Origin of the sequence: Bradyrhizobium sp. BR13661 (genome assembly GCF_029892425.1) — a bacterium.
GTDB lineage: Bacteria > Pseudomonadota > Alphaproteobacteria > Rhizobiales > Xanthobacteraceae > Bradyrhizobium.
On record NZ_JARXWB010000025.1, the window covers coordinates 75,054 to 101,121 of the forward strand.

A 26,068-nucleotide genomic window follows, 5' to 3' on the forward strand; every position below is an offset into this window, starting at 1 on the left:
AAAAGCCGAGGATTTGCCGATGAACCCTGGTTCTGATCTCTTAGGCTTTCGGCTGCATCCGCAGCGCGGCGCGGTGTTGGGTGAGGTGCATGCCCGCCCGTTCACGCGGCTGACCGCTCCGCTCGGCGTGTTGCGCTTTGCGTTTCTCAGCCAGGGCGATGCCGCTGCCGCCGACCGGCAAAGCTTTGTCGAGTTTTGCGCGGCGCATGGACTGCCCGCGCCGGAGCCCTCGGCAAAACACCATCAGATGACGATCGGTGCCATCATGCTGCGCTGGGAGCAGCATTCCGAGTTCACGACGTTCACCTGGATATCGAGCCGTGAGGGCTCTTCCCGTTCATTTGGGGCGGTGGACAAGGAGCTTGCCGCGCTGATCGGCGCGCTGCCGCAGGCCGGGCAATTGCTGGTCGCGCTGAAGCTCGAGGTCGAGCAGACATCGGCCGCGGTCGAGCGCGCCGAGCAGCTGTTCGAGAAGGGCAGCCTCGCCATCGCAACTGTCCGGAGTGGCCCAGCCGTCGTCGCTTCCGACTTCCGCGTCGACGAGCAGGGCTTTGTGCGTCTCCTGGTCTGCAACGACGGCCTGTCGCCGGGCCGTCTGGGTGCGCTGGTACAGCGCGTGCTGGAGATCGAAACCTATCGCACGCTGGCGTTGCTCGGACTGCCGGCCGCGCTCGAGCTTGCCCCGTCGGTCGATCGCATCGGGCATCGACTGGTCGAGGTACTCGAGGAAATGCAGGGTGCGGCGGACCTCAAGCTCAACAATCATCTTCTGACCGAGCTAACCGCGCTCGCCGCCTCGCTCGAGCGCGGCGGCGCCGGCAGCCTGTTCCGGTTCGGCGCCAGCCGGGCCTATTATGACATCGTGCAGGCACGCCTTGCGGTGATCGAAGGCGGCGAGATCGCGGGCTATCCGACCTGGTCGTCGTTTCTCGCCCGCCGGATGGCGCCGGCGATGCGGACCTGCGCTGCCCTGGAGGATCGCCAGGCCAATCTGTCGATCAAGCTTGCGCGCGCCGCCGACCTCCTGCGCACCCGCGTCGATGTCGAATTGGAGGAGCAGAACCGCGACCTATTGCGCTCGATGAACGAGCGTACCAAGCTGCAATTGCGGTTGCAGAGTACGGTCGAGGGTCTGTCGGTGGCGGCGATCGGCTATTATGTCGTCAGCTTGTTCGGCTATCTCGCCAAGGGCGCGCATGACGGCGGCGTGCATGTCGAGCCATCGCTGGCGACCGCGCTGTTCGTGCCGGTGGCCATTGGCGTCACCTGGATCGTCACGCACCGGATTCGCCAACGGCATTTGAAGCACGACGGCGGGACGTCCGCCGGGCATCATTGAATTCCCTCAAGCCAGGGCCTTGCTCATGTGCTAGGAGCGGCTGATGCTTGAGGGCTGAGGGAGGAGCCATGAGCCGATCGGATGGGACCAACGTGCTTTGGCTGCAGGGCGCAAGCTGCGGCGGCTGCACCATGTCGATCCTGGAAAGCGGCGCTTCCGGCTGGTTCGACGAGCTCAGGCAGTTCGGCATCAACCTGCTGTGGCATCCGTCGGTCAGCGAGGAGACCGGCGACGAGGCGGTCGAGGTGCTTCAATCCGTGCTCGAAGGCAAGGTGCGGCTCGACTTGCTCTTGCTGGAAGGTTCCGTCGCCCGGGGTCCGAACGACACCGGCCGCTTTAACATGCTCGCGGGTACCAACCGTTCGGTCTATCGCTGGATGCTCGATCTCTCGCCGCTCGCCGATTATGTCATCGCGGTCGGAAGCTGCGCCGCCTATGGCGGCGTGCCCGCTGCCGGATCGAACCCGACCGATGCCGTCGGCCTGCAGTTCGAAGGGGCCGACAGCGGTGGCGCCCTGGGCGCCAGCTTCCGATCACGGCTCGGCTTGCCGGTGATCAACATCGCGGGGTGCGCGCCGCATCCGGGCTGGATGATGGAAACCATCCTGGCACTGACTACCAAGGATATTGCCGCCACCGACCTCGATGCCTATGGACGGCCGAAATTCGTCGCCAATCACCTTGCCCATCACGGCTGCTCGCGCAACGAGTTCTACGAGTTCAAGGCCAGCGCGGAGACGATGTCGGAGCGCGGCTGCCTGATGGAGCATCTTGGCTGCAAGGCGACGCAGGCGGTCGGCGACTGTAACCAGCGCTCCTGGAACGGCGGTGGTTCCTGCACCAAGGGCGGCTATGCTTGCATCGCCTGCACCTCGCCAGGCTTCGAGGGCACGCAGAATTTTCTGGAGACCGCCAAGCTTGCAGGCATTCCTGTCGGGCTTCCGACCGACATGCCAAAGGCCTGGTTCGTCGCGCTCGCCGCCCTGTCGAAGTCGGCGACGCCGCGTCGCGTGCGGCTGAACGCGACAGCTGATCACGTGGTCGTACCGCCGGGACGCGCGACGACCAAGGGCAAGCCATGACGCGGATCACGATCGGTCCGTTCAACCGCGTTGAAGGCGATCTGGAAGTCCGCCTCGACGTCGAGAGCGGCCGGGTCGTTCGCGCCGAAGTGACGGCGCCGCTCTACCGCGGCTTCGAGCAGATCCTCGAAGGAAGGCCGCCGCTCGATGCGCTGGCGCTGGCGCCTCGAATCTGCGGCATCTGTTCGGTCTCGCAGTCGGTTGCCGCCGCGGCGGCCCTGCGCGATGCCAAGTCGATCGAAGTGGCGGCAAACGGTCTGCTCGCCACGAATATCGCCCATGCCGCGGAGAATGCAGCCGACCATCTGACCCATTTCTACATCTTCTTCATGCCGGACTTCGCCCGCGAAGCCTATGCCGCGCATGGCTGGCACCAGGAAACGCGCGAGCGCTTTGCTGCTACGACAGGCACAGCAGCGCGCGAGGCCTTGCCCGCGCGGGCGCGCCTGTTGGAAACCATGGGCATCATCGCTGGAAAATGGCCGCATAGCTTGGCGTTCCAGCCCGGCGGCACGACGCGCGCCATCGATCTTGGCGAGCGCGTCCGCCTGCTGTCGATCGCGACGTCGTTTCGAGGCTTCCTCGAACGTGTCGTGTTCGCGGATTCGCTGGAGAACGTGCTGGCGATCGCGACCGCTGACGAGCTCGACAATTGGCGCGACGGCCGCGGTGGTGATTTTGCGCATTTCCTGCGGCTTGCCGACAGTCTGGCATTGACCGGGCTCGGCCGAGGCACCGGCCTGTTGATGAGCTATGGCGCCTATCGTGGCGTCGACGGCACGTTGTTTCCGCGCGGTCTGTTCGGCCCGCGCGCGATGGTCGAACCGCTGCCGCTGACACAGATCACCGAGGACGTTTCGCACGCCTGGATGCGGGACACATCCGCTGATCCGGCCCATAGCAGCACGGTCCCCGATCCTGACAAGGCCACCGCCTACAGCTGGTGCAAGGCGCCGCGGCTGTCGGGCCAGCCGATCGAAGTCGGCGCGATCGCGCGTCAGACGGTCGCCGGTCAGGCGCTGATCACCGATCTGGTTGCGCGCGACGGCACCAATGTGCGCAGCCGCGTGATCGCGCGCCTGATAGAGACCGCGCGCATCGCGCTGGCCATGGAGCAGTGGACGCGCGCGCTGCGCCTGTCGGAACCGTTCTGCCACAACTCGCGCGAGCTTCCCGACGGCAGCTATGTCGGGCTGGTCGAGGCCGCGCGCGGCAGCCTCGGACACTGGATGGCCGTTCGCGACGGCAGGATCGCGCGCTACCAGATCATCGCACCAACCACCTGGAATTTCTCGCCGCGCGATTCCTTCGGCGTTGGCGGCCCGCTGGAGCAGGCGCTGGTCGGCACCGATGTCGGCGATGCCGGCCCGCGCTCGGTTGCGATTCAGCACATCGTGCGCTCGTTCGATCCCTGCATGGTGTGCACCGCGCATTGACCGGAAACTTCGTTGCCGCCTGCAAATCGAATTGTTTCCGCTTTTCGTATTCTTGGCGCCCTCACGTACCGCTCATGAGAGCGATTCAAGCACTCAACGTTTTGGAATCTCTCCACTTTTGAATCACTCCAGGCTGTTGGCCTGCTTCTTGCTGTCCTAGGCGTCACTGAAAAGTCAAAGCCGAAGACGGGGAGGATTCATGGGCGCGGCGACGGAAACGTTTTACAGCGTGATCAGGCGGCAAGGCATCACGCGTCGAAGCTTTCACAAATTCTGCAGCCTGACCGCGACGAGCCTCGGGCTCGGACCGCTGGCGGCAAGTCGCATCGCCAACGCACTCGAGACCAAGCCTCGTGTGCCCGTGATCTGGATGCACGGCCTCGAATGCACTTGCTGTTCGGAAAGCTTCATTCGGTCCGCGCATCCGCTGGTCAAGGACGCCGTGCTGTCGATGATCTCGCTCGACTACGACGACACCATCATGGCGGCCGCCGGTCATCAGGCTGAGGCGATCCTCGAAGAGACTCGCGCCAAGCACAAGGGCCAGTACATCCTCGCGGTGGAAGGCAATCCGCCGCTGAACGAGGGCGGCATGTTCTGCATCGACGGCGGCAAGCCGTTCGTCGAGAAGCTGAAGATGATGGCCGAGGACGCGATGGCGGTCATCGCTTGGGGTGCTTGCGCGTCCTGGGGCTGCGTGCAGGCGGCAAAGCCTAATCCGACGCAGGCCACCCCGATCGACAAGGTCATTACCAACAAGCCGATTATCAAGGTGCCGGGATGCCCCCCGATCGCCGAGGTGATGACCGGCGTCGTCACCTTCATCACCACCTTCGGCAAATTGCCCGAGCTCGACCGTCAGGGCCGGCCGAAGATGTTCTACTCGCAGCGCATTCATGACAAATGCTACCGCCGGCCGCATTTCGACGCCGGCCAGTTCGTCGAGGAGTGGGACGACGAAGCCGCCCGCAAGGGCTATTGCCTCTACAAGATGGGCTGCAAGGGCCCGACCACCTACAACGCCTGCTCGACCGTGCGCTGGAACGGCGGCGTATCCTTCCCGATCCAGTCGGGTCACGGCTGCATCGGCTGCTCGGAGGACGGCTTCTGGGACAAGGGCTCGTTCTACGATCGTCTCACCAACATCAAGCAGTTCGGCATCGAGAAGAACGCCGATCAGATCGGCATGGTGGCGGCGGGCGCCGTCGGCGCCGCGGTGGCCGCGCACGCGGCCGTGACCGCGGTGAAGCGGCTCGCGAGCAAGCGTGAAGACGCCGACCACAACAGCTGATCGCAAAGACACATCAGGGCAGGACAACCATGGGTATCCAGACTCCCAACGGCTTCAATCTCGACAATTCCGGCAAGCGCATCGTCGTCGATCCCGTGACCCGCATCGAGGGACACATGCGGGTCGAGGTCAATGTCGACGCCGACAACGTGATCCGCAACGCGGTCTCCACCGGCACGATGTGGCGCGGCATCGAGGTTATCCTGAAGAACCGCGACCCACGTGACGCCTGGGCGTTCACCGAGCGGATCTGCGGCGTCTGCACCGGCACTCATGCTCTGACGTCGGTGCGGGCGGTCGAGAATGCGCTCGGGATCACTATCCCGGAGAACGCCAATTCGATCCGCAACCTGATGCAGCTGGCCCTGCAGGTGCATGACCACATCGTCCACTTCTATCACCTCCATGCGCTGGACTGGGTCGACGTCGTCTCGGCGCTGTCGGCCGACCCGCGGGCGACCTCGACGCTGGCGCAGTCGATTTCGAGCTGGCCGCTGTCGTCGCCCGGCTATTTCAAGGATCTGCAGACCCGGCTGAAAAAGTTCGTCGAGTCCGGGCAGCTCGGTCCGTTCAAGAATGGCTATTGGGGCAGCAAAGCCTACAAGCTGCCGCCCGAAGCTAATCTGATGGCGGTGGCGCATTATCTGGAAGCGCTCGATTTCCAGAAGGACATCGTCAAGGTCCATACCATCTTCGGTGGCAAGAACCCGCATCCGAACTGGCTCGTCGGCGGCGTGCCTTGCCCGATCAACATCGACGGCACCGGCGCCGTCGGCGCCATCAACATGGAACGCCTGAACCTGATCTCGTCGATCATCGACCGGCTGATCGAGTTTAACGAGCAGGTCTATCTGCCCGACGTGGCGGCGATCGGCTCGTTCTACAAGGATTGGCTCTATGGCGGAGGCCTCTCGGGCAAGAGCGTGCTTGCCTATGGTGACGTGCCCGAACATGCCAACGACTATTCCGCCAAGAACCTGAAGCTGCCGCGCGGCGCCATCATCAACGGCAATCTGTCCGAGGTGTTTCCGGTCGACCATACCAACCCCGACGAGATCCAGGAGTTCGTGGTTCACTCCTGGTACAAATACCCTGATGAGACCAAGGGCCTGCATCCCTGGGACGGCGTCACCGAGCCGAACTACGTGCTGGGGCCGAATGCGAAGGGCACCAAGACGTCGATCGAACAGCTCGATGAAGGCGGCAAGTACTCCTGGATCAAGGCGCCACGCTGGAAGGGACACGCGATGGAGGTCGGTCCACTGGCGCGCTGGGTCGTCGGCTACGCGCAGAACAAGGCGGAGTTCAAGGACCCCGTCGACAAGTTCCTTCGGGACCTGAATCTGCCGACGTCGGCGCTGTTCTCGACGCTCGGCCGGACCGCGGCGCGCGCGCTCGAATCCGTCTGGGCCGGACGGCAGATGCGCTACTTCCAGGACAAGCTCATCGCCAACATCAAGGCCGGCGACAGTTCCACCGCCAATGTCGACAAGTGGAAGCCGGAAAGCTGGCCGAAGGAGGCCAAGGGCGTCGGCTTCACCGAAGCGCCGCGCGGCGCGCTCGCGCACTGGATCAAGATCAAGGACACCAAGATCGACAATTACCAGTGCGTGGTGCCGACGACCTGGAACGGCTCGCCCAGGGATCCCAAGGGCAACATCGGCGCCTTCGAGGCGTCGCTGATGAATACGCCGATGGCCAATCCCGAGCAGCCGTTGGAGATCCTGCGCACGATCCATTCTTTCGATCCGTGCCTGGCCTGCTCGACGCATGTCATGAGCCCCGACGGCCAGGAACTCGCCAAGGTCAAGGTCAGGTAGGAGGCGATCATGATGGATGCAGTTGCTCCCGCCTCGGGCGCCAAGCCCGATCTCTCGGCGATCGCAGCGGCCGACGCTTCCGGAGAACGTGTGGTGGGGCGTCCCACCGTCTACGTCTACGAAGCGCCGGTGCGGATCTGCCACTGGGTGAATGCGTTCTCGATCATCGTGCTAATGGTGACGGGCTATCTGATCGGAACGCCGCTGCCGACGGTCGCGGGCGAGGCGTCCGACAATTTCGTGATGGGCTACATCCGCTTTGCCCATTTCGCCGCGGGACAGGTGCTCGCGGTATTCTTCCTCACGCGCATCCTGTGGGCCTTCGTCGGCAACCACCACTCCCGGCAGATCTTTTATATCCCGGTTCACCGCAAGCAGTTCTGGAAGGAAGTGCTGCACGAGATCCGCTGGTACGCCTTCCTGGAGCGCGAGCCGAAGATGTATGTCGGCCACAACCCGCTGGCGCAGACCGCGATGTTCACGGGCTTCACGCTGTTCGTGGCCTTCATGATCATCACCGGCTTTGCGCTTTATTCGGAAGGTCAGGGCATCGATAGCTGGCAGCACAAGCTGTTCGGCTGGGTGTTTGCGATCTGGCCGAACAGCCAGGACGTTCATACTTGGCATCACCTCGGCATGTGGGCGCTGGTCGTGTTCACGATGGTGCACATCTACGCCGCGGTCCGCGAAGACATCATGTCGCGCCAGAGCATCATCTCCTCGATGATCTCGGGCGAGCGGCAATTCCGCGACTGAAACGGGAAGAAGACCGATGCCGACATCCCCGCAAGACGACCGCATCCTGGTGCTCGGCATCGGCAACATCCTGTGGGCCGACGAAGGCTTTGGTGTGCGCGCGGTGGAGGAATTCCACCGCCGCTACGCCGTGCCTGACAACGTCACCATCCTCGACGGCGGCACGCAGGGGCTCTACCTCGTCAACTATCTGGAGGAGGCTGACCGCCTCATTGTGTTCGATGCCATCGACTATGGGCTCGAGCCCGGCCGGCTGAAGCTCGTGCGCGACGACGAGGTGCCGCGATTCACCGGCGCCAAGAAGATGAGCCTGCACCAGACTGGTTTTCAGGAAGTCATCAGCGCCGCCGATTTGCTCGGCCGTTGCCCAAAACATCTTGTGCTGATCGGCTGCCAGCCGCTCGACCTGGAAGACTGGGGCGGACCGTTGACGCCTCCGGTGCGCGACCAGATCGCGCCCGCGATCGACCTCGCCTGCGAGATCCTGGCCGGGTGGGGCGTCGAGGTGACGCGACGCAGCGCGCCATTGGCTGACACCGAGCGACTGCTCGCCAATGACATCGATCACGTCAGTTACGAGATGCGGCCGGCCTGACCGCCGTAGCCTGCCGGAGAAAGCGCGATGTGCCTTGGCCTGCCGATGAAAATTGTCGAGACTGACGGCATGTCGGCGCTGTGCGAATTTCGCGGCGAGCAACGTCGCGTCTCCATGCTTCTGCTCTCCAACCCGCCGGTCGGCGCCCACGTGCTGGTCTATATCGACAGCGCGATCCGGCTCCTCGATGAAGAAGAGGCGCGCCTGATCGGCGCCGCGATCGACGGTCTTGGTGCGGCACTCGACGGCGAGGATTGCGACCGCTTCTTCGCCGATTTGATCGACCGCGAGCCGCAACTGCCGGCGCATCTGCGGTCCGAATAGCGCTGGAAGCGATCTTTCTATCTGCAAAGTTACCTTTCATCAAAAGTGGAAAGTATCCTATCATTGGCGCGTGCGTCGTCTCGCGCGCTCGAAAATACATGATCTAAGTCAAGGAGATAAATCCGGAAAGTCATTAGCTTGTCCTGGCACGTAGCTTGCTAACCCCTATTCCGAGCAAATTCATAAGCTTGTCAGGGGAGGTCTGATGGAATTCCAGGTGGGGAAGCATGATCTGGCGCGGCACGGCCTCAATGAGGTCGACGCCGCGACGGTCGATCAATTTCTCGGCGCGGCTGATGTGGCCGGTGCGGTCGCGGTGCTGCTGTCGGCGGGCGATCCCAACCGCTTTCCGGAGGCGATCGATGTCGCCGTGGTGCTGCCGGAACTGATCGCCGCATTCGGCGGCCGGCTGCGTGGAGCGATCATCGCGCGCGGCGACGAGAGTGCACTCGGCCAGCGCTTTGGCGTCCGCGTGCAGCCGACGCTGATCTTCGTTGCCAGGGGCGAGACGCTGGGACTGATCGCAAAAATCCAGGACTGGTCTGTCTATGTCGACCGCATCACGAAACTGATCGATCGTCCGCGCGGGCAAAGTGCAGGGGTCGCCGTCACCATCGTTCCCCAGCATCGCGCACGAGGTGTTGAGCTATGAAAGTCGGATTCTGGGATGCGCCCGAAGGCGCCGAGCAACCGGTCAGCGTGTTTCCGATCGGCGAGGAGAGTCTCAACGCGTCGAGCGGCAGCCTGACGGCGGCCGGTGCGCTCGCAAGGCTCGCGACGCTCGACAGCGCCGAGCTCGCCAAGAGCTGCCCGAAGGCGGTCGCGCTACTCTCTGATGTCGCCGACGCCATCGCGGGCCAGAAGGCGGACGCGCCGTCGCAACTGTTCCGGCTCGGCAATCTCAATGAGCTCGAGAGCAAGCTCGTCGCCGACGTGCTCGGCGAAGGCGAGGTCGGCGGCGTCGTCGCGCTGCCGGACGGATCGCTGGCCCAGATCCAGGAATCGGTGCTGGCGGGAATCTGGCGCGTGCGGCTCGAGACCGACGCGAGCCACGAATATCTCGAGATCGGGGCAATTCCCGAGATCGTCAGGCGCGCGGCGGCCGACCTGACCGCCGCCGATTTCGAGATCGGACAGGTGCCGGAGGGCGCCATGAACGTGCTGCCGGTGCTCGCGGAAATCCGCGAACGGGCGCAGGCCTTTCGGCCTGGAATCCGATCGCAGATCATCAATTTCACGCTGCTGCCGATGAGCCCTGTCGACATGAGCTTCCTGCAGGACACGATCGGAAACGGACCGATCCAGCTCGTGTCACGCGGTTACGGCACCTGCCGTGTGCTCTCTACCGGCATCCGCAATGTCTGGTCGGTGCAGTTCTTCAACGCCATGGACACCATCATCCTCGACACGCTGGAAGTCGGCGGCGTGCCGACGGTCGCGCTTGCCGCGGACGAGGACTTTGAGGATTCCGCTGAGCGGCTACAGGAAATCATCGAGGCCTACTTCAAATGAGCGCCTTCGAGAATTTTGGCGTGCGCCAGGACGTCACTGAGGTTACGCGACTGGAATGCGGCATCTGCTGGACCGTCTATGATCCGGCCGATGGCGACGAGGTCGCGCAGATCGCGCCGGGAACGCCGTTCGCGGCGCTGCCGGAAGATTGGCACTGCCCGAATTGCGACGCCCCGAAATCCAAATTCATGGCAGTCGAATCGTGACCGCAAGCGCGCCAGCCCTGATCGATGACGCCGATGCCGCGGCATGGGGCGAGCTTCTGGCCGAAAGCTATCGGGAGATCGGTGAGCGCGCGATGCGCGATCTTCCGATCTACAACGACGCACTCGGCGTTGAAGCGATCGGTTTCCGCCGCTTCAACGGCACCATCGTCGGCATCATGGTGACGCCATGGTTCATGAACGTGGTGATGCCGGCGAGCGTGGTGGCGCAGGCGGGCGCGACACAGCGCTTGCGTTTCCCGACGGGCGAGATCGAGTTCGTCGTGAGCGAGGTCGCTCCGATCGGCCAGATCGCGAGTTGTTCGCTGTTCTCGCCGATGTCCGAGTTCGCAGACATTGAAGCCGTGCGGGCGACGGCTGAAGCCGCGCTGGCCGAGCTGATGCTGGCAGCCGACAGCGAGGAGGCGCTTCGCCGTCGCGAGCCTCCGACACCTCCGATCGATCGGCGCAACTTCCTGCGGGGCGCCCTGACGGAGCGGCGCGGATGAGCCTTTCGTTCCGTAATGAAATTGACATTACGGTGTGGCTCGCCGGCGCCACCATCGCCGACGTTGCCATCAAGCCGCGCAGCCGGCCGCCGCTGACGCGCCTGTTTGCCGGCAAGCCGGCGGCATCGCTGCTCCCGGTGCTGCCGCGGCTGTTTTCGCTGTGCTCGGGCGCCCATCAGGTTGCGTACCTGTCGGCGATGGAAGCTGCGCAAGGGCACGAGCCGACGCCCGCGAAGTTGCGGAGCCGCATCACTGCGGTGATCGGCGAACGGCTGACGGAATTGCTGCGTGGTCTGTTCGTTGGACGGGCTGCGCTCGACGGCATCAGCGCTGCTGCGGTACGTGCCGTCATGCAGGCGAGCGCGCTCCTCGGAGGCGTGGACGAGGCCGTCCCCGAGGCTTTGCACCGCGAAGCGGTCGCGCAGATCAAGACCGCGCTCGGTGCGCTGGGGATATCGCGCGAAGCTCCGGCCTTTGAGCCGGGAAGTGCGCTGGGTGCATCCGTTGCGGGATGCGGTGGTAAGCTCGTGGCACCGCCGGTCGTCGAGCCATCGTTCCTGACCTCGGCGGACGATATCGAGATCGTCGCGCGTCTGCTGGCGGACGGCGCAGCTTATTCCGATGCGCCCGATCTCTGTGGCCGGATTCCGGAAACCGGCGTCTGGGCGCGCAGCATGCGCGGGAAGGAACTGTCCTCGTCATCGGGCGACCCCGCCGCGCGTCTGAAGGCACGTATTGTCGAGGTCGGGCGGCTCTGCGCCTGGCTCGATCACGGCGTCACCGATCTCGAGGACGGCGTCGTCGCGAGCTATCGGCTTGGCGCGGGCAAGGGCGCAGCCGCAGTCGAATGCGCGCGCGGCCGGCTCTACCACGCTGTCGTGCTCGACGACGAAGACCGCATCGTCAGCTTCGAGTTCCTCGCACCGACAGAGTGGAATTTTCATGCCCGCGGGCCGTTGGTCCGGAGCCTCAAGGGCGCGACGCTCGCTGCCGGCCGGCAGGGGCAGGATGCGGTTCGCGCGCTGGTCGGCTCGTTCGATCCCTGCGTCGGCTTCAGCCTCGGCTTTTGCGAGGTCGGCCATGCATGAGATGGCGCTGTGCGAAGGCATCATCGGAATCGTGGAGGAGGAAGCGCGCAAGCGCGCCTTCGCCAAGGTCAAGGTCGTCTGCCTCGAGATCGGCGCGCTCAGCCACGTCGCGCCGGAGGCGTTGAAATTCTGCTTCGAGGCCGTCGCCGCGCGAACCATCGCGCAAGGAGCAAAGCTCGAGATCGTCGAGACGCCCGGCACGGCCTGGTGCATGGCCTGCTCGGAGAGCGTCGAGATCAAGCAGCGCTACGAGCCGTGCCCGTCCTGCGGCGGCTATCAATTGCAGGTGACGGGCGGTGAAGAGATGCGGGTCAGGGAACTGGAGGTCGACTGATGTGTACGGTCTGCGGCTGCGGCGACGGCAAGGCATCGATCGAACATGCGCATGATCATCATCATGATCACGGCCATGGTCACGGCGGGAACTATCACCACCACCATCACGGTCATGGGCACGATCACGGGCATGCCCATGATCACCAGCACGACCACCACCATCACCACGCCGATGATCGCGCCTCCGGCGATGCCGGATTGCTCGACTGCAGCGCCAATCCGGCGGGGCAGAGCATCGCCGGCATGAGCAGCGACCGCATCATCCAGGTCGAGCGCGACATCCTCGGCAAGAACGACAGGCTTGCAGCCGACAACCGCGCCCGCTTTGCCGCCGATGGGGTGCTCGCCTTCAACCTGGTGTCGAGCCCCGGCGCTGGCAAGACCTCGCTGCTGGTCCGAGCCGTGTCGGAGTTGAAGTCCAGTTGCCCGATCGGCGTGATCGAAGGCGACCAGCAGACTTCCAACGATGCTGAGCGGATTCGCGCGACCGGCGTGTCGGCGATCCAGGTCAACACCGGCAAGGGCTGTCACCTCGATGCCGCGATGGTCGGCGAGGCCTATGACCGGCTGCCGTGGTTGAACGGCGGCCTGCTCTTCATCGAGAATGTTGGCAATCTGGTCTGCCCGGCAGCGTTCGATCTCGGCGAAGCCTGCAAGATCGTGGTGTTCTCGACCACCGAGGGCGAGGACAAGCCGCTGAAGTACCCCGACATGTTCGCAGCCTCGTCCCTGATGCTGATCAACAAGATCGATCTTGCGCCCGTGCTCGATTTCGATCTGGCGAAGACGGTCGAATATGCGCGGCGGGTCAACCCGAACATCGAGGTGCTGACGGTGTCGGCGCGCACCGGCGAGGGCTTTGAGGCGTTCTTCGCCTGGATCCGCAAGCGGATGGCGGCGACGGCGTCCAACGCGATGACGGCAGCGGAGTGACAATGGGCGGCGAAGCCACGGCACGGGATGGACGGCGACTGCGCCTGCACGTGCGCGGCGCGGTGCAGGGCGTTGGTTTTCGCCCCTATGTCTATGGCCTCGCCACCCGCTATCGCCTCGGCGGCTTCGTCGCCAACGATCCCCACGGCGTCGTCATCGAGGTGGAGGGCGATCGCGCCTCCGACTTCGTCATGGCGCTGCCGCTGGAAACGCCACCGCTCGCCAGGATCGACGAGATCTCGGTGCAACCGGTCGGCGCGGTGGCGAGCGAAGAGTTCTGCATCTGCACCAGCGAGCAGGGACGGGTGTCGACGCGCATCGTCGCCGATGCCGCGACCTGCCCGGAATGCCTGAGCGAACTGTTCGATCCGGCCAGCCGTTTCTATCATTACCCCTTCGTCAACTGCACCCATTGCGGCCCGCGCTACACGATCGCCGAGCGGCTGCCCTACGATCGCCAGACCACGGCGATGAAGCGCTTTGCGATGTGCGGGGCCTGCGCGGGCGACTACGCTGATCCCAGGAGCCGCCGTTTCCATGCCGAGGCGATCGCCTGCCCGCAATGCGGCCCAAAGCTCAGCCATGGGGTCGCGGACATCGCCGCGGTGATTGCCGCTGGCGGGATCGTCGCGATCAAGGGGCTCGGCGGCTATCAGCTCATCTGCGATGCCCGCGACGAGGCGGTCATACGACGGCTGCGGCAGCGCAAGCAGCGCGACCAGAAGCCCTTTGCGGTGATGGTCGGGTCGCGGGACACGGTTGCCGACATCGCGGACGCCGATGCCGCCGAGCTCGCGTTGTTCGAAACGTCGCCGCGGCCGATCGTACTGATGACGTCGCGCCATCGGCTCGCGCCCTCGATCGCACCTGAATTGTCGCGCCTCGGCGTCATGCTGCCGGTCGCCCCGCTCCATCACCTGATCTTCGAAGCGCTGGAATCGGCCCATCCGCGGACCGATGGACGCTGGGTGATTGTCGCCACCAGCGCCAATCCCGGCGGCGCGCCACTTCTGACCGACAATCGCCAGGCGGAACGAATGCTGGCCGGCATCGCCGACCTCATCGTCTCCCATGACCGCGACATCGTCACCCGCGCCGACGATTCCGTGGCCGCAGTCTTTGCCGGCCAGACGCAAATGATCCGCCGTGCCCGCGGCTACGTGCCCGAGCCGGTTCGCCTCGCGCGGTCGGTGCCGCCGATCCTCGCCGTCGGCGGTGCGCTGAAATCGACGGTGACGGTCACGCGCGGCAACGAGGCCTTCGTCTCTCAGCACATTGGTGACCTCGACACCGCCGAAGGCATCCGCTTCTTCGAGGAGACTATCAAGCACCTGCTCTCGACGCTGGATGTCGAGCCGGTTGTCGTGGCTCATGACCGACATCCGAACATGGGATCGACCCGTTTTGCCGAGGCGAGCGGAAAGAGGTTGGCTGCGGTCCAGCACCATCACGCCCATGCGGCTGCCGTGATGGCGGAACATGGCATCACGGGAGCGGCGTTGGCGCTCGTGCTCGACGGCTTCGGCCAGGGCAGCGACGGCGGCATTTGGGGCGGCGAACTCCTGCTGTGCGAGGGCGCGCAGTTCCGGCGGCTCGGTCATCTCGCGCCGATGAAGATGCCAGGCGGCGATCGCGCCGCGCGCGAGCCGTGGCGCATGGCTGCCGGCGTGCTGCATGAACTGCATCAGGCTGATACGATCGCAACCCGGTTTGCCGCGCAGCCGCAGGCCGCGTCCCTCGCCGCCATGCTGGAGCAGCCGGGCATGCCGGTGACGACGAGCGCCGGCCGCCTGTTCGATGCCGCAGCGGGGCTGCTCGATCTTTGCCCAGTGCAAGGTTACGAGGGCGAAGCCGCGATGAAGCTGGAAGCGCGCGTTCGCACGCCGCGCGTCATGAACGACGGCTGGACGGTCGAGCACGGCGTGCTGTCGCTCTTTCCGCTGCTCGCGCGCCTTGCAGCCGAGACGGGCGATCCGGTCGATGGCGCCGAGCTGTTCCATGGCACGCTGGCTGCCGCCTGCGTCGACTGGATCGCGCGCGCGGCGCGGGCGTCTGGCATCACGACCGTCACACTGAGTGGTGGCTGCTTCCTTAATGCGATCCTCAGTTCCGGGATCGTGCGCGGCTGCATTGCCGCCGGGCTCACGCCATTGCAGCCGCGGCAATTGCCGCCCAATGACGGCGGTCTCAGCCTCGGGCAGGCCTGGATCGCCGCGCTCCAACTCGAACAGTCCGGCCTGGAAGGAATTGCCTGATGTGTCTTGCGATACCGGCTGAGGTCACCAAGCTCCTGCCCGACGAGATGGCGACTGTCTCGATTGACGGCGTCTCCAAGGAGATCTCCGTCGCCCTGATCGAGGATCTCGCCGTCGGCGACTATGTGATCATCCATGTCGGCTACGCCCTGACCAAGATCGATCCGGAGGAGGCGAAGCGGACGCTCGAGGTGCTGCGCGAGCTCAGCGCCGAGGGACAGGGAGCCGTGTCATGAAATATGCCGACGAGTTTCGCGACAAGGAAATCGCGCTCGGGCTTGCGAGGGTGATCCGCACGGAGGCCGATCCGCAAAGACCCTATCGCCTGATGGAATTCTGTGGCGGTCACACGCATGCGATCTCGCGTTACGGCCTCGAGGACATGCTGCCGAAGAACGTACGTATGATCCACGGGCCAGGCTGTCCGGTCTGCGTGCTGCCGGCCGGCCGGATCGACATGGCGATTGCGCTTTCGATGCGGCCCGAGGTCATCTTGTGCATCTATGGCGACCTGATGCGGGTTCCCGGCTCGCAGGGCGGCTCGCTCCTGAAAGCAAAGGCGCGTGGCGCCGACATCCGCATGGTCTATTCCACCATCGACGCTGTCAGGATCGCCGAGGACAATCCCGCCCGCGAGATCGTGTTCTTCGCCATCGGCTTCGAGACCACGACGCCGCCGACGGCTGTCATGATCCGGCTGGCGGAGAAGAGGAAACTCCAGAACTTCACGGTGTTCTGCAACCACGTGCTGACGCCGCCGGCGATGCAGAACATCCTAGAGAGTCCTGATATTCGCAACATCGGCCGGGTCGAGATCGACGGCTTCGTCGGGCCGGCGCATGTCTCCACCATCATCGGCACCGCCCCTTACGAGTTCTTTGCCGAGGAGTTCGGCAAGCCGGTGGTGATCGCGGGCTTCGAGCCGCTCGACATGATGCAGGCGATCCTGATGCTGGTGCGCCAGGTCAACGAGCACAGGCACGAGGTCGAGAACCAGTATAGCCGCGCCGTGAACCGCGACGGCAATCTGCGCGCCAAGGAGGAAGTGTCCGACATTTTCGAGCTGCGCGACCAGTTCGAATGGCGCGGGCTCGGCCAGGTGCCCTATAGCGGGCTGAAGCTCAAGCGCGCCTATGCGAAATACGACGCCGAAATCCGCTTCGACATGAGCGAGCTGCGCGTCGACGACAATCCCGCCTGCGAATGCGGCGCCATCCTGCGCGGCGTCAAGAATCCGGTCGACTGCAAGCTGTTCGGGACGGTCTGCACGCCGGAGACGCCGATGGGGTCGTGCATGGTCTCCTCCGAAGGCGCCTGCGCGGCGCATTGGACTTACGGTCGCTTCCGCGACCGCCAATTGAGGCAGGCGTCATGAAGGCCTACCAGCGCAAGCTCGACATCAGAAACGGCTGCGTCGACCTGTCCCACGGCTCGGGCGGCCGGGCCATGGCGCAGTTGATCTCGGGCCTGTTCCACGAGGCTTTCGGCAACGAATGGCTGGCGCGCGGCAACGACCAGTCGGCTTTCGACGTCGGCGCCGGGCGCATGGTGATGACGACCGACGGCTATGTAGTCTCGCCGCTGTTCTTTCCCGGCGGCAATATCGGCTCGCTCGCGGTGCACGGCACCGTCAACGATATCGCCATGGCCGGAGCGCGGCCGCTCTATCTCTCGGCGAGCTTCATCATCGAGGAGGGCTTTCGGTTCGCCGACCTCAAGATAATCGCGGAGTCGATGGGGGAAGCGGCGCGCATGGCCGGCGTCCACATCATCACCGGCGACACCAAGGTGGTCGAGCGCGGTAAGGCCGATGGCCTGTTCATCTCGACCGCCGGCGTCGGGGTCGTGCCTGACGGGCTCGAGCTCTCGGCCGAAAACGCGCGTGTCGGCGATCGCGTCCTGATCTCGGGCACGCTCGGCGATCACGGCGTAGCTATCATGTCGAAGCGGCAGAACCTCGCCTTCGAGACCGAGATCGTCTCGGATTCTGCGTCATTGAACAGTCTCGTCGCGAACATGGTCGAAGCCGGTGGTCGCAGCATCCGCCTGATGCGCGATCCTACCCGCGGCGGACTCGCGGCTACGCTGAACGAGATCGCCCAGCAGTCCAGCCTCGGTTTCCATCTCATCGAGGAGGCGATCCCGGTCAAGCCTGGCGTCGCGGCGGCGTGCGAGCTGCTTGGACTTGATCCGCTCCACGTCGCCAACGAGGGCAAGCTGGTCGCGATCGTCGCGCCGGAGGCTGCCGGTGCGGTGCTGGCCGCGATGCGGGCGCACCCGCTTGGCCGCGAGGCTGCCGACATCGGTGAGGCCGTTGCCGACGATCATCATTTCGTGCAGATGGCAACGAGCTTTGGCGGCGGCCGAATTGTCGATTGGTTGTCGGGCGAGCAACTGCCCCGTATCTGCTGAGGCCCACGATGCGCATTCTGCTCCTGTCGCATTCCTTCAACAGCCTGACGCAGCGGCTCCACGTCGAGCTTAGGGAGCGAGGCCACCATGTCTCGGTCGAGCTCGACATCCATGCCGATGTCACGCGCGAGAGCGTGGCGCTCTATCGGCCGGATCTGGTGATCGCGCCGTTCCTGAAGCGAGCGATTCCAGACGATATCTGGCGCAGCGTGCGTTGCCTGATCGTTCATCCCGGGCCGCCCGGTGACCGTGGTCCGGCTGCGCTCGACTGGGCGATTCTCGAAGATGCACGCGAGTGGGGCGTCACGGTGCTGCAGGCGGATGGTGAGTTCGATGCCGGTCCGGTCTGGGCGTTTCGCACCTTTCCGATGCGGCCCGCCGCGAAGTCCAGCATCTACCGCAACGAGGTGACATCGTGTGCCGTCGAGGCGGTGCTCGAAGCCGTCGCGGCGATCGAAGCCACAACCGCTGCTCCACAGCCGCTGCGTGCGGACGACCCGCGCATTCGCACGCGTGGACCGTGCCGCCAGGCGGATCGGACGATCGACTGGCAGCACGACACCACTGCGACCATCCTGCGCAAGATCCGCAGCGCCGACGGCATGCCGGGACTCGCCGACAGCCTGTTCTTCCAGGACGTCAGGCTGTTTGACGCGCATGAAGCGCGCGGCATCTCCGGCGTGCCCGGAACCGTCGTCGCACAATGCGATGGCGCGCTGGCGCGGGCCACGATCGATGGCGCGGTCTGGATCGGCCATGTCAGGCGGCTTGCGCCGAAGAGTCTGAAACGGCCGGCGGCAAAAATCTTCGCGGAGGAGGCGGCGCAGCTGCCGCACAGGCCCGGTTGCGGCTACACCCCGATACGATATCGCGAGTATGGCGAGGTGGGCGAGCTCGCGTTCTCGTTCTACAACGGCGCCATGAGCACCGGCGACTGCGAATCTCTGCTCGGCGCCTATCGCGCCGCGCTGACGCGCCCAACCAGGGTGCTGCTGCTGACGGGCGGCCAGGACTATTGGTCCAACGGCATTCATCTTGCCGAGATCGAGGCGGCCGAAAGCGCTGCGGATGAGTCCTGGCGCAACATCAATGCGATCGACGATCTCGCCCGCGCGATCATCCAAACCACCGATCGTCTGGTCGTCTCGGTCATGCGCGGCAACGCTGGCGCGGGGGGAGTGTTCCTCAGTCTCGCCGCCGACGAGGTCTGGGCAAGCGACCAGATCGTCCTCAATCCGCATTATAAGGACATGGGCAATCTCTACGGCTCGGAATATTGGAGCTACCTGTTACCTCGGCGGTCGGGAGCTGCGAACGCTGGACGGATCACGCAATGCCGCCTCCCAATTGGCGTGGCGGAGGCACGACGTCTCGGCATCGTCGATCGGGTGCTGTCGGACGGGGAGCTCGCAGACGCGAGCCTTGTAATGCGCGGCGCCGCCATGGCGTTGCATGCCGACTTCGCCATTCGCCTCGCCGACAAGCAAAAGCGGCGTGCGACTGATGAGGCCGAGAAGCCCTTGCAGGCTTATCGCGACGAGGAGTTGCGGCGGATGAAATTGAATTTCTACGGTTTCGATCCGAGCTATCACGTCGCGCGCTACAACTTCATTCACAAGGTGCCGAAATCGCGCACGCCGCTGACCATCGCGAGCCATCGGTCCCGGCGTGCACCGGACCGGCCAATCGGCATGGCGGTGCCATCGTGAGCATTCAGGGAACCATCCTCGTCGTCGACGACGAAGTCCGCTCGCAGGAAGCGCTGCGGCGCGTGCTCAGGGAGGATTTCGAGGTGCTCTGCGTCGGCAATGCGACCGATGCGGAGAAGCTGCTGGAGGGCGAGATCGTCCACGCGATCCTGTGCGACCAGCGGATGCCGCATGAGTCCGGCGTGAGCTTCCTCAAGCGCGTCCGCGAGCTCTGGCCGGATCCGGTACGGATGATCATCTCGGGCTATTCGGACTCCGAGGACATCATCGCCGGTCTGAACGAGGCCGGCATCTACCAGTACATCACCAAGCCCTGGCAGCCGGACCAGCTCGTCGAGACCGTCAAGGAGGCAGTCCAGCTCTATCGGTTGCAGAAGGAGACCGAAACCGCCGGCGTCGATGTCAAGGCGATCTCGGAGCATATCAAGAAGGTGGTCTCGGTCAAGCGCGGCGCGGCCAAGCAGCTCTACGACTTCGACCGTATCGTGCATTCGGCGGAGAGCCCAATGCACAACGTGATCGAACTCGGCAGGCGCGCCGCCGACTACGATATCTCGGTTCTGATCACTGGCGAGTCCGGCACCGGCAAGGAGCTTTTGGCGCGCGCCATCCACTACGGCTCGGCGCGGGCCAGCAATGCGTTCGTGGTCGAGAACTGCGGCGCACTGCCGGACGAGCTCCTGGAGAGCGAGCTGTTCGGTTGCAAGAAGGGCGCCTTTACCGGCGCCTATCAGGATCGCATTGGCCTGTTCGAGGTCGCCGATGGCGGCACGATTTTCCTCGACGAGATCGGTGAGACTTCGCCGGCGTTCCAGGTCAAGCTCCTGCGGGTGCTGCAGGAGAGCGAGATCCGGCCGCTCGGTGCACAGCGCGTGCGCAAGGTCGACGTGCGTGTGGTTGCGGCAACCAATCGCGACCTGGAGGCCGAGGTCGAAGCCGGCCGCTTTCGGCGCGATCTTTACTATCGCCTCGCTGCATTCCCGGTGCACATGCCAGCGCTGCGTGAGCGTCCGATGGATATCTCGCTGATCGCCGAGGGTGTGCTGTCGGCGGTCAAGATCTCGTTCAACCGGCCGAACCTGCGCTTCGCGCGTTCGGCACTGGATGAATTCGCGAAATATCACTGGCCCGGCAACGTGCGCGAGCTCCAGAACGAGATCCAGCGCATGGCGGTCCTTGCCGATCAGGATGAGCTGCGAGCCCCGCCGCTCTTGGGGCGGCGCAACGGGAAGCGATCCGCGCCGATCCCGGTGCACGGCAAGTTGAATGGATCGGCCTCCTTGAAAGATAAAGTGGAGGATCTCGAGAAGTCGGTTATCATGAATTGCCTGGAGAGGTACGACGGAAATATCAGCCGTGTCGCCAGCGAGCTGGGTCTGTCACGGGTGGGACTCAGGAACAAGCTGTCCAGGTATGATCTGAGAAAAAATGCCAAAGGCGACGCACTCTCCTGAAGCGAGCGAGCCGGACTCGCTTCTCAAGCTGGTCACCAGCAGCGGAGCGATCGAGTTCGATCGCGAGCGCGAAGGCGCCTGGATCGAAGTCATCCGCAAGATGGACGAGGTCTATTCGGACCTGTTGCGCTACGAAGTCGACCTCGAGCACAAGAACGCGGAGCTGGAGGAGGCCCAGGCCTTTGTCACCAACGTCATCGAGTCCGTCTCGGACATCCTCGTTGTCTGCGACGCCAGGGGTCTGGTGCAACAGGTCAATTCCGCGTTCCAGCATGCGCTTGGCCGAAGCGTCCAGGACGTGGTGGGTAAGAACATCGCCGACGTTATCGATGCTGCCGACGCTGCCAAGCTCGTACCGCTCCTGAAGCCGCGCGGCACGCCCGACGTCGTCGATGGCGAATTGAGATTCTCGACGGATGGCGGCAGCACCGATCTGTTCGCGATCAACAGCTCCCCGCGCCAGGATCATCGTGGCCGTTTCATCGGTGTGGTTCTTACTGGCCGGCCGATCGGCGAGCTGCGCCGTGCCTATGAGGCGCTGCACAAGGCGCATCATGAATTGCAGCGTGCGCAGCGGCAACTTGTCGAGCAGGAGAAGATGGCGAGCCTCGGCCGACTCGTCGCCGGCGTCGCGCACGAGCTGAACAATCCGATCAGCTTCGTCTACGGCAACATCCACACCCTGATACGTTACCGCGCTGCCATCGTCGCCTATCTCGACGCGGTTCACGGCAAGAGCCGGGCGGTCGACCTCGTGGCGTTGAAGAAGAGCCTGCGCATCGACGATGTTCTCGAGGATTTCGGTCCGCTGATCGAGGGCACCATGGAGGGTGCGGTCCGCATAAGCGAGATCGTCAAAAACCTGCGCCGGCTCTCGTTCAGCAAACTCGGCGAGGTCGAGCGCGTCAATATCGAGCGGTTGATCAACACCGCTGTGCTGTGGGCCGTCCGCACCAAGCAGGTGCGCATCGACCTGCAGATGGAGCTCGAACCGGAGCTCTGGATCTCCGGCAACGAGAGCCAACTACATCAGGTCATCGTCAATCTCGTGGAGAATGCGATCGACGCGATGCGAGGCACCGAATTGCCCCGGTTGGTCGTCTCGGCTGCACGCGAGGGCAACGAAATCTTGTTCCGGATTTCGGACAACGGTCCGGGAATCGACAAGGATCACATCAGCCATATCTTCGAACCGTTCTTTACCACTAAGCGGGTCGGCGAGGGTACGGGGCTCGGCCTGTGGATCAGCTATGGCATCGTGCGCGAGCACGGCGGCGAGCTCGTTGCCGCCAACGACCCGGAAGGTGGCGCGACCTTTTCTTTTGTGCTGCCGGCAGCATAGGCCGCTGACGGCAATCATGCACGAAGTTAGCTCCCCTGAAGCTGACCGGAGGCAGCCCATTACATCCGGCTGGACTTGGTAGGGAGCCCCTACCAATCCTGGCGCGAGCTGAACTCCGTCCACTCGTCGTTCAGAGCTGCAATCCGTCGACTCCCTCGTGCGCAAGCTGCTCGGTAACCTGTCGGTCGGCGTGATCGATCTCGTCAATTGTTCGAAGTGGGATGATCGAAGACCGTGGGTTTGACTCCCACTCTCTCCGCCTGCTCGGCGGTCCTTCGGGGAAGCTATGGGCGACCTCTGCAAAGCGTTGGCGGATAGAGAGCGCGTGCGTTGCGCAGGCCGGGCATACCCGTGCAGGGTCTAATATGCCTAGCCAGCTCGCGAGCAGGAATCAGGGTCGGTCAGTCTCATCTCAGCGGTATCGATTCCTAAGGAAAACTCATAAATGCATCACAAAATTAGGGCTAATCCAGCAAATTGGAACCTGCAATAGTTTGCGCTGAGACGCCCAAGGATCGAAGAAAACAAGACCGGGCGTTCGCCGGCGGATGCGGGACATTGGGAGGATGCGATGGTGCTTTCCGGAAGAGCCACGTTCACTTCACGTCGCCAGGTTCTGAAGGCAGCTGCCGCCGGGGCTGCGGCGTCGCTGATCGGGGCGCCGCGCGGCCACGCTGCGGCCAAGAGTCTGACTCTGATCCACGAAAGCTCCTTCATCAAGACCTTCGACGGCTATTTCCAGAATACCCTCGCCCCTGCCTACGAGAAACTCACCGGCGTGAAAGTCAATTATGAGCTCGCAAGCGTTGGCAGCCTTCAGACCCGCGTCACCACGATCGCGGAAACCGGGAGTGGCGCTGACCTGACGCTCAACTTCTTCAACTGGCCCTTCCTGTACGGCGAGAAATACATTGACGTGAGCGATATCGCCGAGAGCGTCGGCAAAGACCAGGGCGGCTGGTACGAGCCAGCCAAGGAGGCCTGTGTCGTCAACGGCAAGTGGAAAGCCATTCCCTTCGGCAATGTCGGTCAACTGATGAACTGGCGCATGGACTGGTTCAAGGAGGTGGGCTTCGACAAGTTTCCAGACACCTGGGACGAGCTCTTGGAAGCCGGCACCAAGCTCAAGGCGAAGGGACACCCGTTCGGCTTCGAACTCGGTCACGGCTTTGGCGACAATCACGGCTGGCTCTATCCGCTGCTGTGGTCGTACGGCGGCCACGAGGTCGAGCCCGACGGCAAAACAATCGTGCTGGACTCCGACGAAACCGCGCGCGCCGTGGACTTCGCCCGCAAATTCTTCCAGCAAACCATGCTGGAGGACGTGCTCGGGTGGACCGACGTCAACAACAACAAGGCCTGGCTCAGCGAGCAGATCTCCTGCACCAACAACGCCGAGAGCATCCTGTGGGTCGCCAAGCGCGATTTCCCCGACATCGCCAAGGTCACCGGACAAGCGCAGAATCCACAAGGCCCGAAAGGGCGCTTCCACACGCTTAATTCCTGGAGCCATTCCATCTTGAGCCACACGCCCGATCACGAGGCGGCGAAGGCTTTCTTGCGGTGGCTCTGCGAAAAGCCGCAGCTTGGCGCTTGGTATGCGTCCGCCGATACGTACTACCAGCCATTCCTGCACGGCTATGACGACGCGCCGATGTGGAACGTCGAACCACGCAATCTGCCTTTCCGAGACGCGCTTGCGACGGCGCATCTGCCGGGATGGCCCGCTCCCGTGAGCCGCGCCCAGTCCGAGGTGATCGCAAAATATGTGGTGATCGACATGTTCGCCAAGGCTTGCGCAGGCGCTTCGACGAAGGAGGTCATCGCCAACGCGGTCGCTCAGCTCAAGCAGATCTACAGTCAGACCTGATGGCAACGATCACATCGGAACGGGTCGTTCATCCTCGGTCGCTGCCGCTCCGACGCGCAGTCGCGCGATGGCTCGACCGTGAAGCCGTGTTCAGTTGGTTCATGATGGCGCTGCCGCTGCTTTTTCTCTTCGCGCTGGTCGGTTACCCCTTCATTTATGGCATTTGGCTGAGCCTGGAGAATCGACCGGTGGCCCAACCGGGGACCTTCGTCGGCCTTGGCAACTTCATTGAGGATGCCCGCGATCCCGTCTTCTGGCAGGTGGCGCGAAATACGTTCATCTATACTGGCGTTGCCACGCTGCTGAAAATGGTCGGCGGGTTGGCGCTTGCTTTGGTCATCAACCAGAACTTCCGGATGAAGAACTTCGTCCGGGCCGCGCTGCTGCTTCCGTTCATAGTGCCGACGGTGTTGAGCACGGTGGCCTGGATGTGGATGCTCGATCCTGCGTTCAGCGTCGTCAATTGGATGCTGGTGCATATGGGCCTCGCCAGCCGTGGTCCGTCCTGGCTCGGCAATCCAGCGCTGGCGATGGCCTCGATCATCATGATCAATACCTGGCGCGGATTGCCGTTCTACGGTATCACGCTTCTCGCCGGACTGCAGACGATACCGCAAGATCTCCATGAAGCCGCGGCCATCGACGGCGCCGGCAGCTGGACGCGCTTTTGGCACATCACGCTGCCGCTTCTGAAGCCGGTGATTCTGATCGTCACCGTATTCTCGGTCATTTTCACTTTCGCCGACTTTCAACTGGTTTATGTCCTGACCCACGGGGGGCCTGCGAATGCGACGCAGCTGTTTGCGACCTACGCATTCGACATCGCCATGAGCGGCGGCCAGCTCGGCCGCGGCGCTTCGGTGGCGCTCGCCATGCTGCCGATCCTGGGTCTCCTGATCATCGGCCTGACGACCTACATGCGGAGCCACGAATGATCGAGCGTCGTGGATGGCGTTGGCGCGCCTTGCGGCTGTGGCTGCCACTCGGCTTCTTTCTGGTGACCGGGCTTGCGCCGTTCTACTGGATGGCGGTGACCTCGCTGAAACCGAATGCCGAGCTCTACAACACGCGCATCATGCCGCTGATGGTGTATCACCCGACACTCAAGCACTATGTCGATCTCTTGACAGAAACCAGCTTTCTCACCTGGACCTGGAACACGACCGTGGTCGCGGTCGCCTCGACCGCGATCTCGCTGGTGCTGGGCATTATGCTGGCCTATCCGCTGGCGCGAATGCGCTTTGCGGGCGCCGGATTGATCGCCGCAACCGTAGCGGCGACCTATCTCGTGCCGCAGCCCTTCCTGTTCATCCCGCTCGCCGACATCATCAACAGTCTTGGTCTCTCAAACACCCTAACTTCGCTGATCCTCACATACCCGACGATGCTGATCCCGTTCTGCGCCTGGCTGCTGATCGGCTACTTCAAGACCGTGCCGCGGGAGCTCGAGGAGGCTGCAAGGATCGACGGCGCGAACCGGTTTCAGACTATGACGCGGGTCGTTCTGCCGCTCTGCGTTCCCGGCTTCATCTCGGCGGGCATCTTCGCCTTCACCCTTTCGCAGAATGAATTTCTCTACGCCCTGATCTTCCTCACCAAGACCGATGTGCGCACGGTGCCGGTGGGGGCAATCGCCGAACTCATACGCGGTGACGTGTTCTATTGGGGCCAGCTGATGGCGGCTGCCTTGCTCGGCTCGTTGCCGGTCGCTCTGATCTACTCCTTCTTCGTGGAGCACTACGTGGCCGGTCTGACCGCTGGCTCGGTGAAGGCTTAAAGCGCGATGTGATCGGGATGAATCG

At 63.8% G+C, this 26,068-nt stretch carries 25 protein-coding genes; all 25 read left to right on the forward strand.

The features are described 5' to 3' along the window. The first annotated feature begins 19 nt into the window (after positions 1-19). The 25 genes from M2427_RS31195 to M2427_RS31315 all read left to right on the forward strand — a co-directional run bounded on the left by M2427_RS31195 (position 20) and on the right by M2427_RS31315 (position 26,043). Positions 20-1,339, forward strand: coding sequence for a DUF3422 domain-containing protein (locus tag M2427_RS31195; protein WP_280710645.1), 1,320 nt, complete (start codon positions 20-22; stop codon positions 1,337-1,339). A gap of 68 nt (positions 1,340-1,407) precedes the next feature. Continuing rightward, on the forward strand, positions 1,408-2,421 hold the full coding sequence (locus M2427_RS31200) for a HupU protein (RefSeq protein WP_280710646.1): 1,014 nt from the start codon (positions 1,408-1,410) through the stop codon (positions 2,419-2,421). Then, positions 2,418-3,857: a nickel-dependent hydrogenase large subunit gene (locus tag M2427_RS31205; RefSeq protein ID WP_280710647.1), complete on the forward strand. Its 1,440-nt coding sequence runs from the start codon at positions 2,418-2,420 to the stop codon at positions 3,855-3,857. The genes M2427_RS31200 and M2427_RS31205 overlap by 4 nt, the downstream gene beginning before the upstream one ends. A gap of 199 nt (positions 3,858-4,056) precedes the next feature. Further along, positions 4,057-5,148 (forward strand): hydrogenase small subunit, encoded by a 1,092-nt coding sequence (locus tag M2427_RS31210; RefSeq protein WP_280710648.1) that lies wholly within the window; start codon positions 4,057-4,059, stop codon positions 5,146-5,148. Between the two features lie 29 nt (positions 5,149-5,177). Then, positions 5,178-6,968 (forward strand): nickel-dependent hydrogenase large subunit, encoded by a 1,791-nt coding sequence (locus tag M2427_RS31215; protein ID WP_280710649.1) that lies wholly within the window; start codon positions 5,178-5,180, stop codon positions 6,966-6,968. 9 nt (positions 6,969-6,977) lie between these two features. Continuing rightward, the gene (gene cybH / locus M2427_RS31220) at positions 6,978-7,724 is read left to right on the forward strand and encodes a Ni/Fe-hydrogenase, b-type cytochrome subunit (RefSeq protein WP_280710650.1); all 747 of its coding nucleotides are present in this window, start codon (positions 6,978-6,980) and stop codon (positions 7,722-7,724) included. A gap of 16 nt (positions 7,725-7,740) precedes the next feature. Beyond that, the gene (locus M2427_RS31225) at positions 7,741-8,319 is read left to right on the forward strand and encodes a HyaD/HybD family hydrogenase maturation endopeptidase (protein WP_280710651.1); all 579 of its coding nucleotides are present in this window, start codon (positions 7,741-7,743) and stop codon (positions 8,317-8,319) included. A gap of 27 nt (positions 8,320-8,346) precedes the next feature. Continuing rightward, the gene (locus tag M2427_RS31230; RefSeq protein ID WP_280710652.1) at positions 8,347-8,643 is read left to right on the forward strand and encodes a HypC/HybG/HupF family hydrogenase formation chaperone; all 297 of its coding nucleotides are present in this window, start codon (positions 8,347-8,349) and stop codon (positions 8,641-8,643) included. A 205-nt stretch (positions 8,644-8,848) separates the two neighbouring features. After that, the gene (locus M2427_RS31235; RefSeq protein WP_280710653.1) at positions 8,849-9,295 is read left to right on the forward strand and encodes a hydrogenase accessory protein; all 447 of its coding nucleotides are present in this window, start codon (positions 8,849-8,851) and stop codon (positions 9,293-9,295) included. After that, positions 9,292-10,155 (forward strand): hydrogenase expression/formation protein, encoded by an 864-nt coding sequence (locus M2427_RS31240; RefSeq protein WP_280710654.1) that lies wholly within the window; start codon positions 9,292-9,294, stop codon positions 10,153-10,155. Before M2427_RS31235 ends, M2427_RS31240 begins: the two co-directional genes overlap by 4 nt. Further along, a complete protein-coding gene (locus M2427_RS31245) occupies positions 10,152-10,361 on the forward strand; it encodes a rubredoxin (RefSeq protein WP_280710655.1) in 210 nt (69 codons plus the stop codon). Before M2427_RS31240 ends, M2427_RS31245 begins: the two co-directional genes overlap by 4 nt. Further along, on the forward strand, positions 10,358-10,867 hold the full coding sequence (hybE, locus tag M2427_RS31250; protein WP_280710656.1) for a [NiFe]-hydrogenase assembly chaperone HybE: 510 nt from the start codon (positions 10,358-10,360) through the stop codon (positions 10,865-10,867). Before M2427_RS31245 ends, hybE begins: the two co-directional genes overlap by 4 nt. Further along, on the forward strand, positions 10,864-11,955 hold the full coding sequence (locus tag M2427_RS31255) for a nickel-dependent hydrogenase large subunit (protein WP_280710657.1): 1,092 nt from the start codon (positions 10,864-10,866) through the stop codon (positions 11,953-11,955). The genes hybE and M2427_RS31255 overlap by 4 nt, the downstream gene beginning before the upstream one ends. After that, on the forward strand, positions 11,948-12,289 hold the full coding sequence (gene hypA / locus M2427_RS31260) for a hydrogenase maturation nickel metallochaperone HypA (protein ID WP_280710658.1): 342 nt from the start codon (positions 11,948-11,950) through the stop codon (positions 12,287-12,289). Before M2427_RS31255 ends, hypA begins: the two co-directional genes overlap by 8 nt. Continuing rightward, entirely contained in the window at positions 12,289-13,224 is a 936-nt protein-coding gene (hypB, locus tag M2427_RS31265; protein WP_280710659.1) for a hydrogenase nickel incorporation protein HypB, read from the forward strand. The genes hypA and hypB overlap by 1 nt, the downstream gene beginning before the upstream one ends. A 2-nt stretch (positions 13,225-13,226) precedes the next feature. After that, entirely contained in the window at positions 13,227-15,479 is a 2,253-nt protein-coding gene (gene hypF / locus M2427_RS31270; protein WP_280710660.1) for a carbamoyltransferase HypF, read from the forward strand. Then, complete coding sequence (locus tag M2427_RS31275; protein WP_280710661.1) at positions 15,479-15,715, forward strand: HypC/HybG/HupF family hydrogenase formation chaperone; 237 nt, start codon at positions 15,479-15,481, stop codon at positions 15,713-15,715. Before hypF ends, M2427_RS31275 begins: the two co-directional genes overlap by 1 nt. Next, positions 15,712-16,854 carry a hydrogenase formation protein HypD gene (gene hypD, locus M2427_RS31280; RefSeq protein WP_280710662.1) on the forward strand — a complete coding sequence of 381 codons (1,143 nt, stop codon included), beginning with the start codon at positions 15,712-15,714 and terminating at the stop codon, positions 16,852-16,854. The genes M2427_RS31275 and hypD overlap by 4 nt, the downstream gene beginning before the upstream one ends. Then, positions 16,851-17,891 carry a hydrogenase expression/formation protein HypE gene (gene hypE / locus M2427_RS31285; RefSeq protein WP_280710663.1) on the forward strand — a complete coding sequence of 347 codons (1,041 nt, stop codon included), beginning with the start codon at positions 16,851-16,853 and terminating at the stop codon, positions 17,889-17,891. Before hypD ends, hypE begins: the two co-directional genes overlap by 4 nt. Positions 17,892-17,899: 8 nt before the next feature. After that, complete coding sequence (locus M2427_RS31290) at positions 17,900-19,600, forward strand: hydrogenase maturation protein (protein WP_280710664.1); 1,701 nt, start codon at positions 17,900-17,902, stop codon at positions 19,598-19,600. Further along, positions 19,597-21,054, forward strand: coding sequence for a sigma-54 dependent transcriptional regulator (locus M2427_RS31295; protein WP_280710665.1), 1,458 nt, complete (start codon positions 19,597-19,599; stop codon positions 21,052-21,054). Before M2427_RS31290 ends, M2427_RS31295 begins: the two co-directional genes overlap by 4 nt. Then, entirely contained in the window at positions 21,029-22,396 is a 1,368-nt protein-coding gene (locus M2427_RS31300) for an ATP-binding protein (protein WP_280710666.1), read from the forward strand. Before M2427_RS31295 ends, M2427_RS31300 begins: the two co-directional genes overlap by 26 nt. Positions 22,397-22,967: 571 nt before the next feature. Then, complete coding sequence (locus M2427_RS31305; RefSeq protein ID WP_280710667.1) at positions 22,968-24,266, forward strand: extracellular solute-binding protein; 1,299 nt, start codon at positions 22,968-22,970, stop codon at positions 24,264-24,266. Next, positions 24,266-25,201, forward strand: a complete 936-nt coding sequence (locus M2427_RS31310) for a sugar ABC transporter permease (protein WP_280710668.1) — start codon at positions 24,266-24,268, stop codon at positions 25,199-25,201. Before M2427_RS31305 ends, M2427_RS31310 begins: the two co-directional genes overlap by 1 nt. Further along, entirely contained in the window at positions 25,198-26,043 is an 846-nt protein-coding gene (locus M2427_RS31315) for a carbohydrate ABC transporter permease (RefSeq protein ID WP_280710669.1), read from the forward strand. Before M2427_RS31310 ends, M2427_RS31315 begins: the two co-directional genes overlap by 4 nt. The last annotated feature ends 25 nt before the right edge of the window (positions 26,044-26,068 follow it).

What these genes read in the sequence shown, in the direction of transcription:
- hypF (WP_280710660.1), top strand. Translation starts at nt 13,227, where the DNA reads ATGGGCGGCGAAGCCACGGCACGGGATGGACGGCGACTGCGCCTGCAC.
- M2427_RS31245 (WP_280710655.1), top strand. Translation starts at nt 10,152, where the DNA reads ATGAGCGCCTTCGAGAATTTTGGCGTGCGCCAGGACGTCACTGAGGTT.
- M2427_RS31290 (WP_280710664.1), top strand. Translation starts at nt 17,900, where the DNA reads ATGCGCATTCTGCTCCTGTCGCATTCCTTCAACAGCCTGACGCAGCGG.
- M2427_RS31205 (WP_280710647.1), top strand. Translation starts at nt 2,418, where the DNA reads ATGACGCGGATCACGATCGGTCCGTTCAACCGCGTTGAAGGCGATCTG.
- hypA (WP_280710658.1), top strand. Translation starts at nt 11,948, where the DNA reads ATGCATGAGATGGCGCTGTGCGAAGGCATCATCGGAATCGTGGAGGAG.
- M2427_RS31215 (WP_280710649.1), top strand. Translation starts at nt 5,178, where the DNA reads ATGGGTATCCAGACTCCCAACGGCTTCAATCTCGACAATTCCGGCAAG.
- hypD (WP_280710662.1), top strand. Translation starts at nt 15,712, where the DNA reads ATGAAATATGCCGACGAGTTTCGCGACAAGGAAATCGCGCTCGGGCTT.
- M2427_RS31310 (WP_280710668.1), top strand. Translation starts at nt 24,266, where the DNA reads ATGGCAACGATCACATCGGAACGGGTCGTTCATCCTCGGTCGCTGCCG.
- M2427_RS31305 (WP_280710667.1), top strand. Translation starts at nt 22,968, where the DNA reads ATGGTGCTTTCCGGAAGAGCCACGTTCACTTCACGTCGCCAGGTTCTG.
- M2427_RS31200 (WP_280710646.1), top strand. Translation starts at nt 1,408, where the DNA reads ATGAGCCGATCGGATGGGACCAACGTGCTTTGGCTGCAGGGCGCAAGC.
- hypB (WP_280710659.1), top strand. Translation starts at nt 12,289, where the DNA reads ATGTGTACGGTCTGCGGCTGCGGCGACGGCAAGGCATCGATCGAACAT.
- M2427_RS31240 (WP_280710654.1), top strand. Translation starts at nt 9,292, where the DNA reads ATGAAAGTCGGATTCTGGGATGCGCCCGAAGGCGCCGAGCAACCGGTC.
- M2427_RS31230 (WP_280710652.1), top strand. Translation starts at nt 8,347, where the DNA reads ATGTGCCTTGGCCTGCCGATGAAAATTGTCGAGACTGACGGCATGTCG.
- M2427_RS31275 (WP_280710661.1), top strand. Translation starts at nt 15,479, where the DNA reads ATGTGTCTTGCGATACCGGCTGAGGTCACCAAGCTCCTGCCCGACGAG.
- M2427_RS31300 (WP_280710666.1), top strand. Translation starts at nt 21,029, where the DNA reads ATGCCAAAGGCGACGCACTCTCCTGAAGCGAGCGAGCCGGACTCGCTT.
- M2427_RS31235 (WP_280710653.1), top strand. Translation starts at nt 8,849, where the DNA reads ATGGAATTCCAGGTGGGGAAGCATGATCTGGCGCGGCACGGCCTCAAT.
- cybH (WP_280710650.1), top strand. Translation starts at nt 6,978, where the DNA reads ATGATGGATGCAGTTGCTCCCGCCTCGGGCGCCAAGCCCGATCTCTCG.
- M2427_RS31225 (WP_280710651.1), top strand. Translation starts at nt 7,741, where the DNA reads ATGCCGACATCCCCGCAAGACGACCGCATCCTGGTGCTCGGCATCGGC.
- M2427_RS31210 (WP_280710648.1), top strand. Translation starts at nt 4,057, where the DNA reads ATGGGCGCGGCGACGGAAACGTTTTACAGCGTGATCAGGCGGCAAGGC.
- M2427_RS31195 (WP_280710645.1), top strand. Translation starts at nt 20, where the DNA reads ATGAACCCTGGTTCTGATCTCTTAGGCTTTCGGCTGCATCCGCAGCGC.
- hypE (WP_280710663.1), top strand. Translation starts at nt 16,851, where the DNA reads ATGAAGGCCTACCAGCGCAAGCTCGACATCAGAAACGGCTGCGTCGAC.
- M2427_RS31315 (WP_280710669.1), top strand. Translation starts at nt 25,198, where the DNA reads ATGATCGAGCGTCGTGGATGGCGTTGGCGCGCCTTGCGGCTGTGGCTG.
- M2427_RS31255 (WP_280710657.1), top strand. Translation starts at nt 10,864, where the DNA reads ATGAGCCTTTCGTTCCGTAATGAAATTGACATTACGGTGTGGCTCGCC.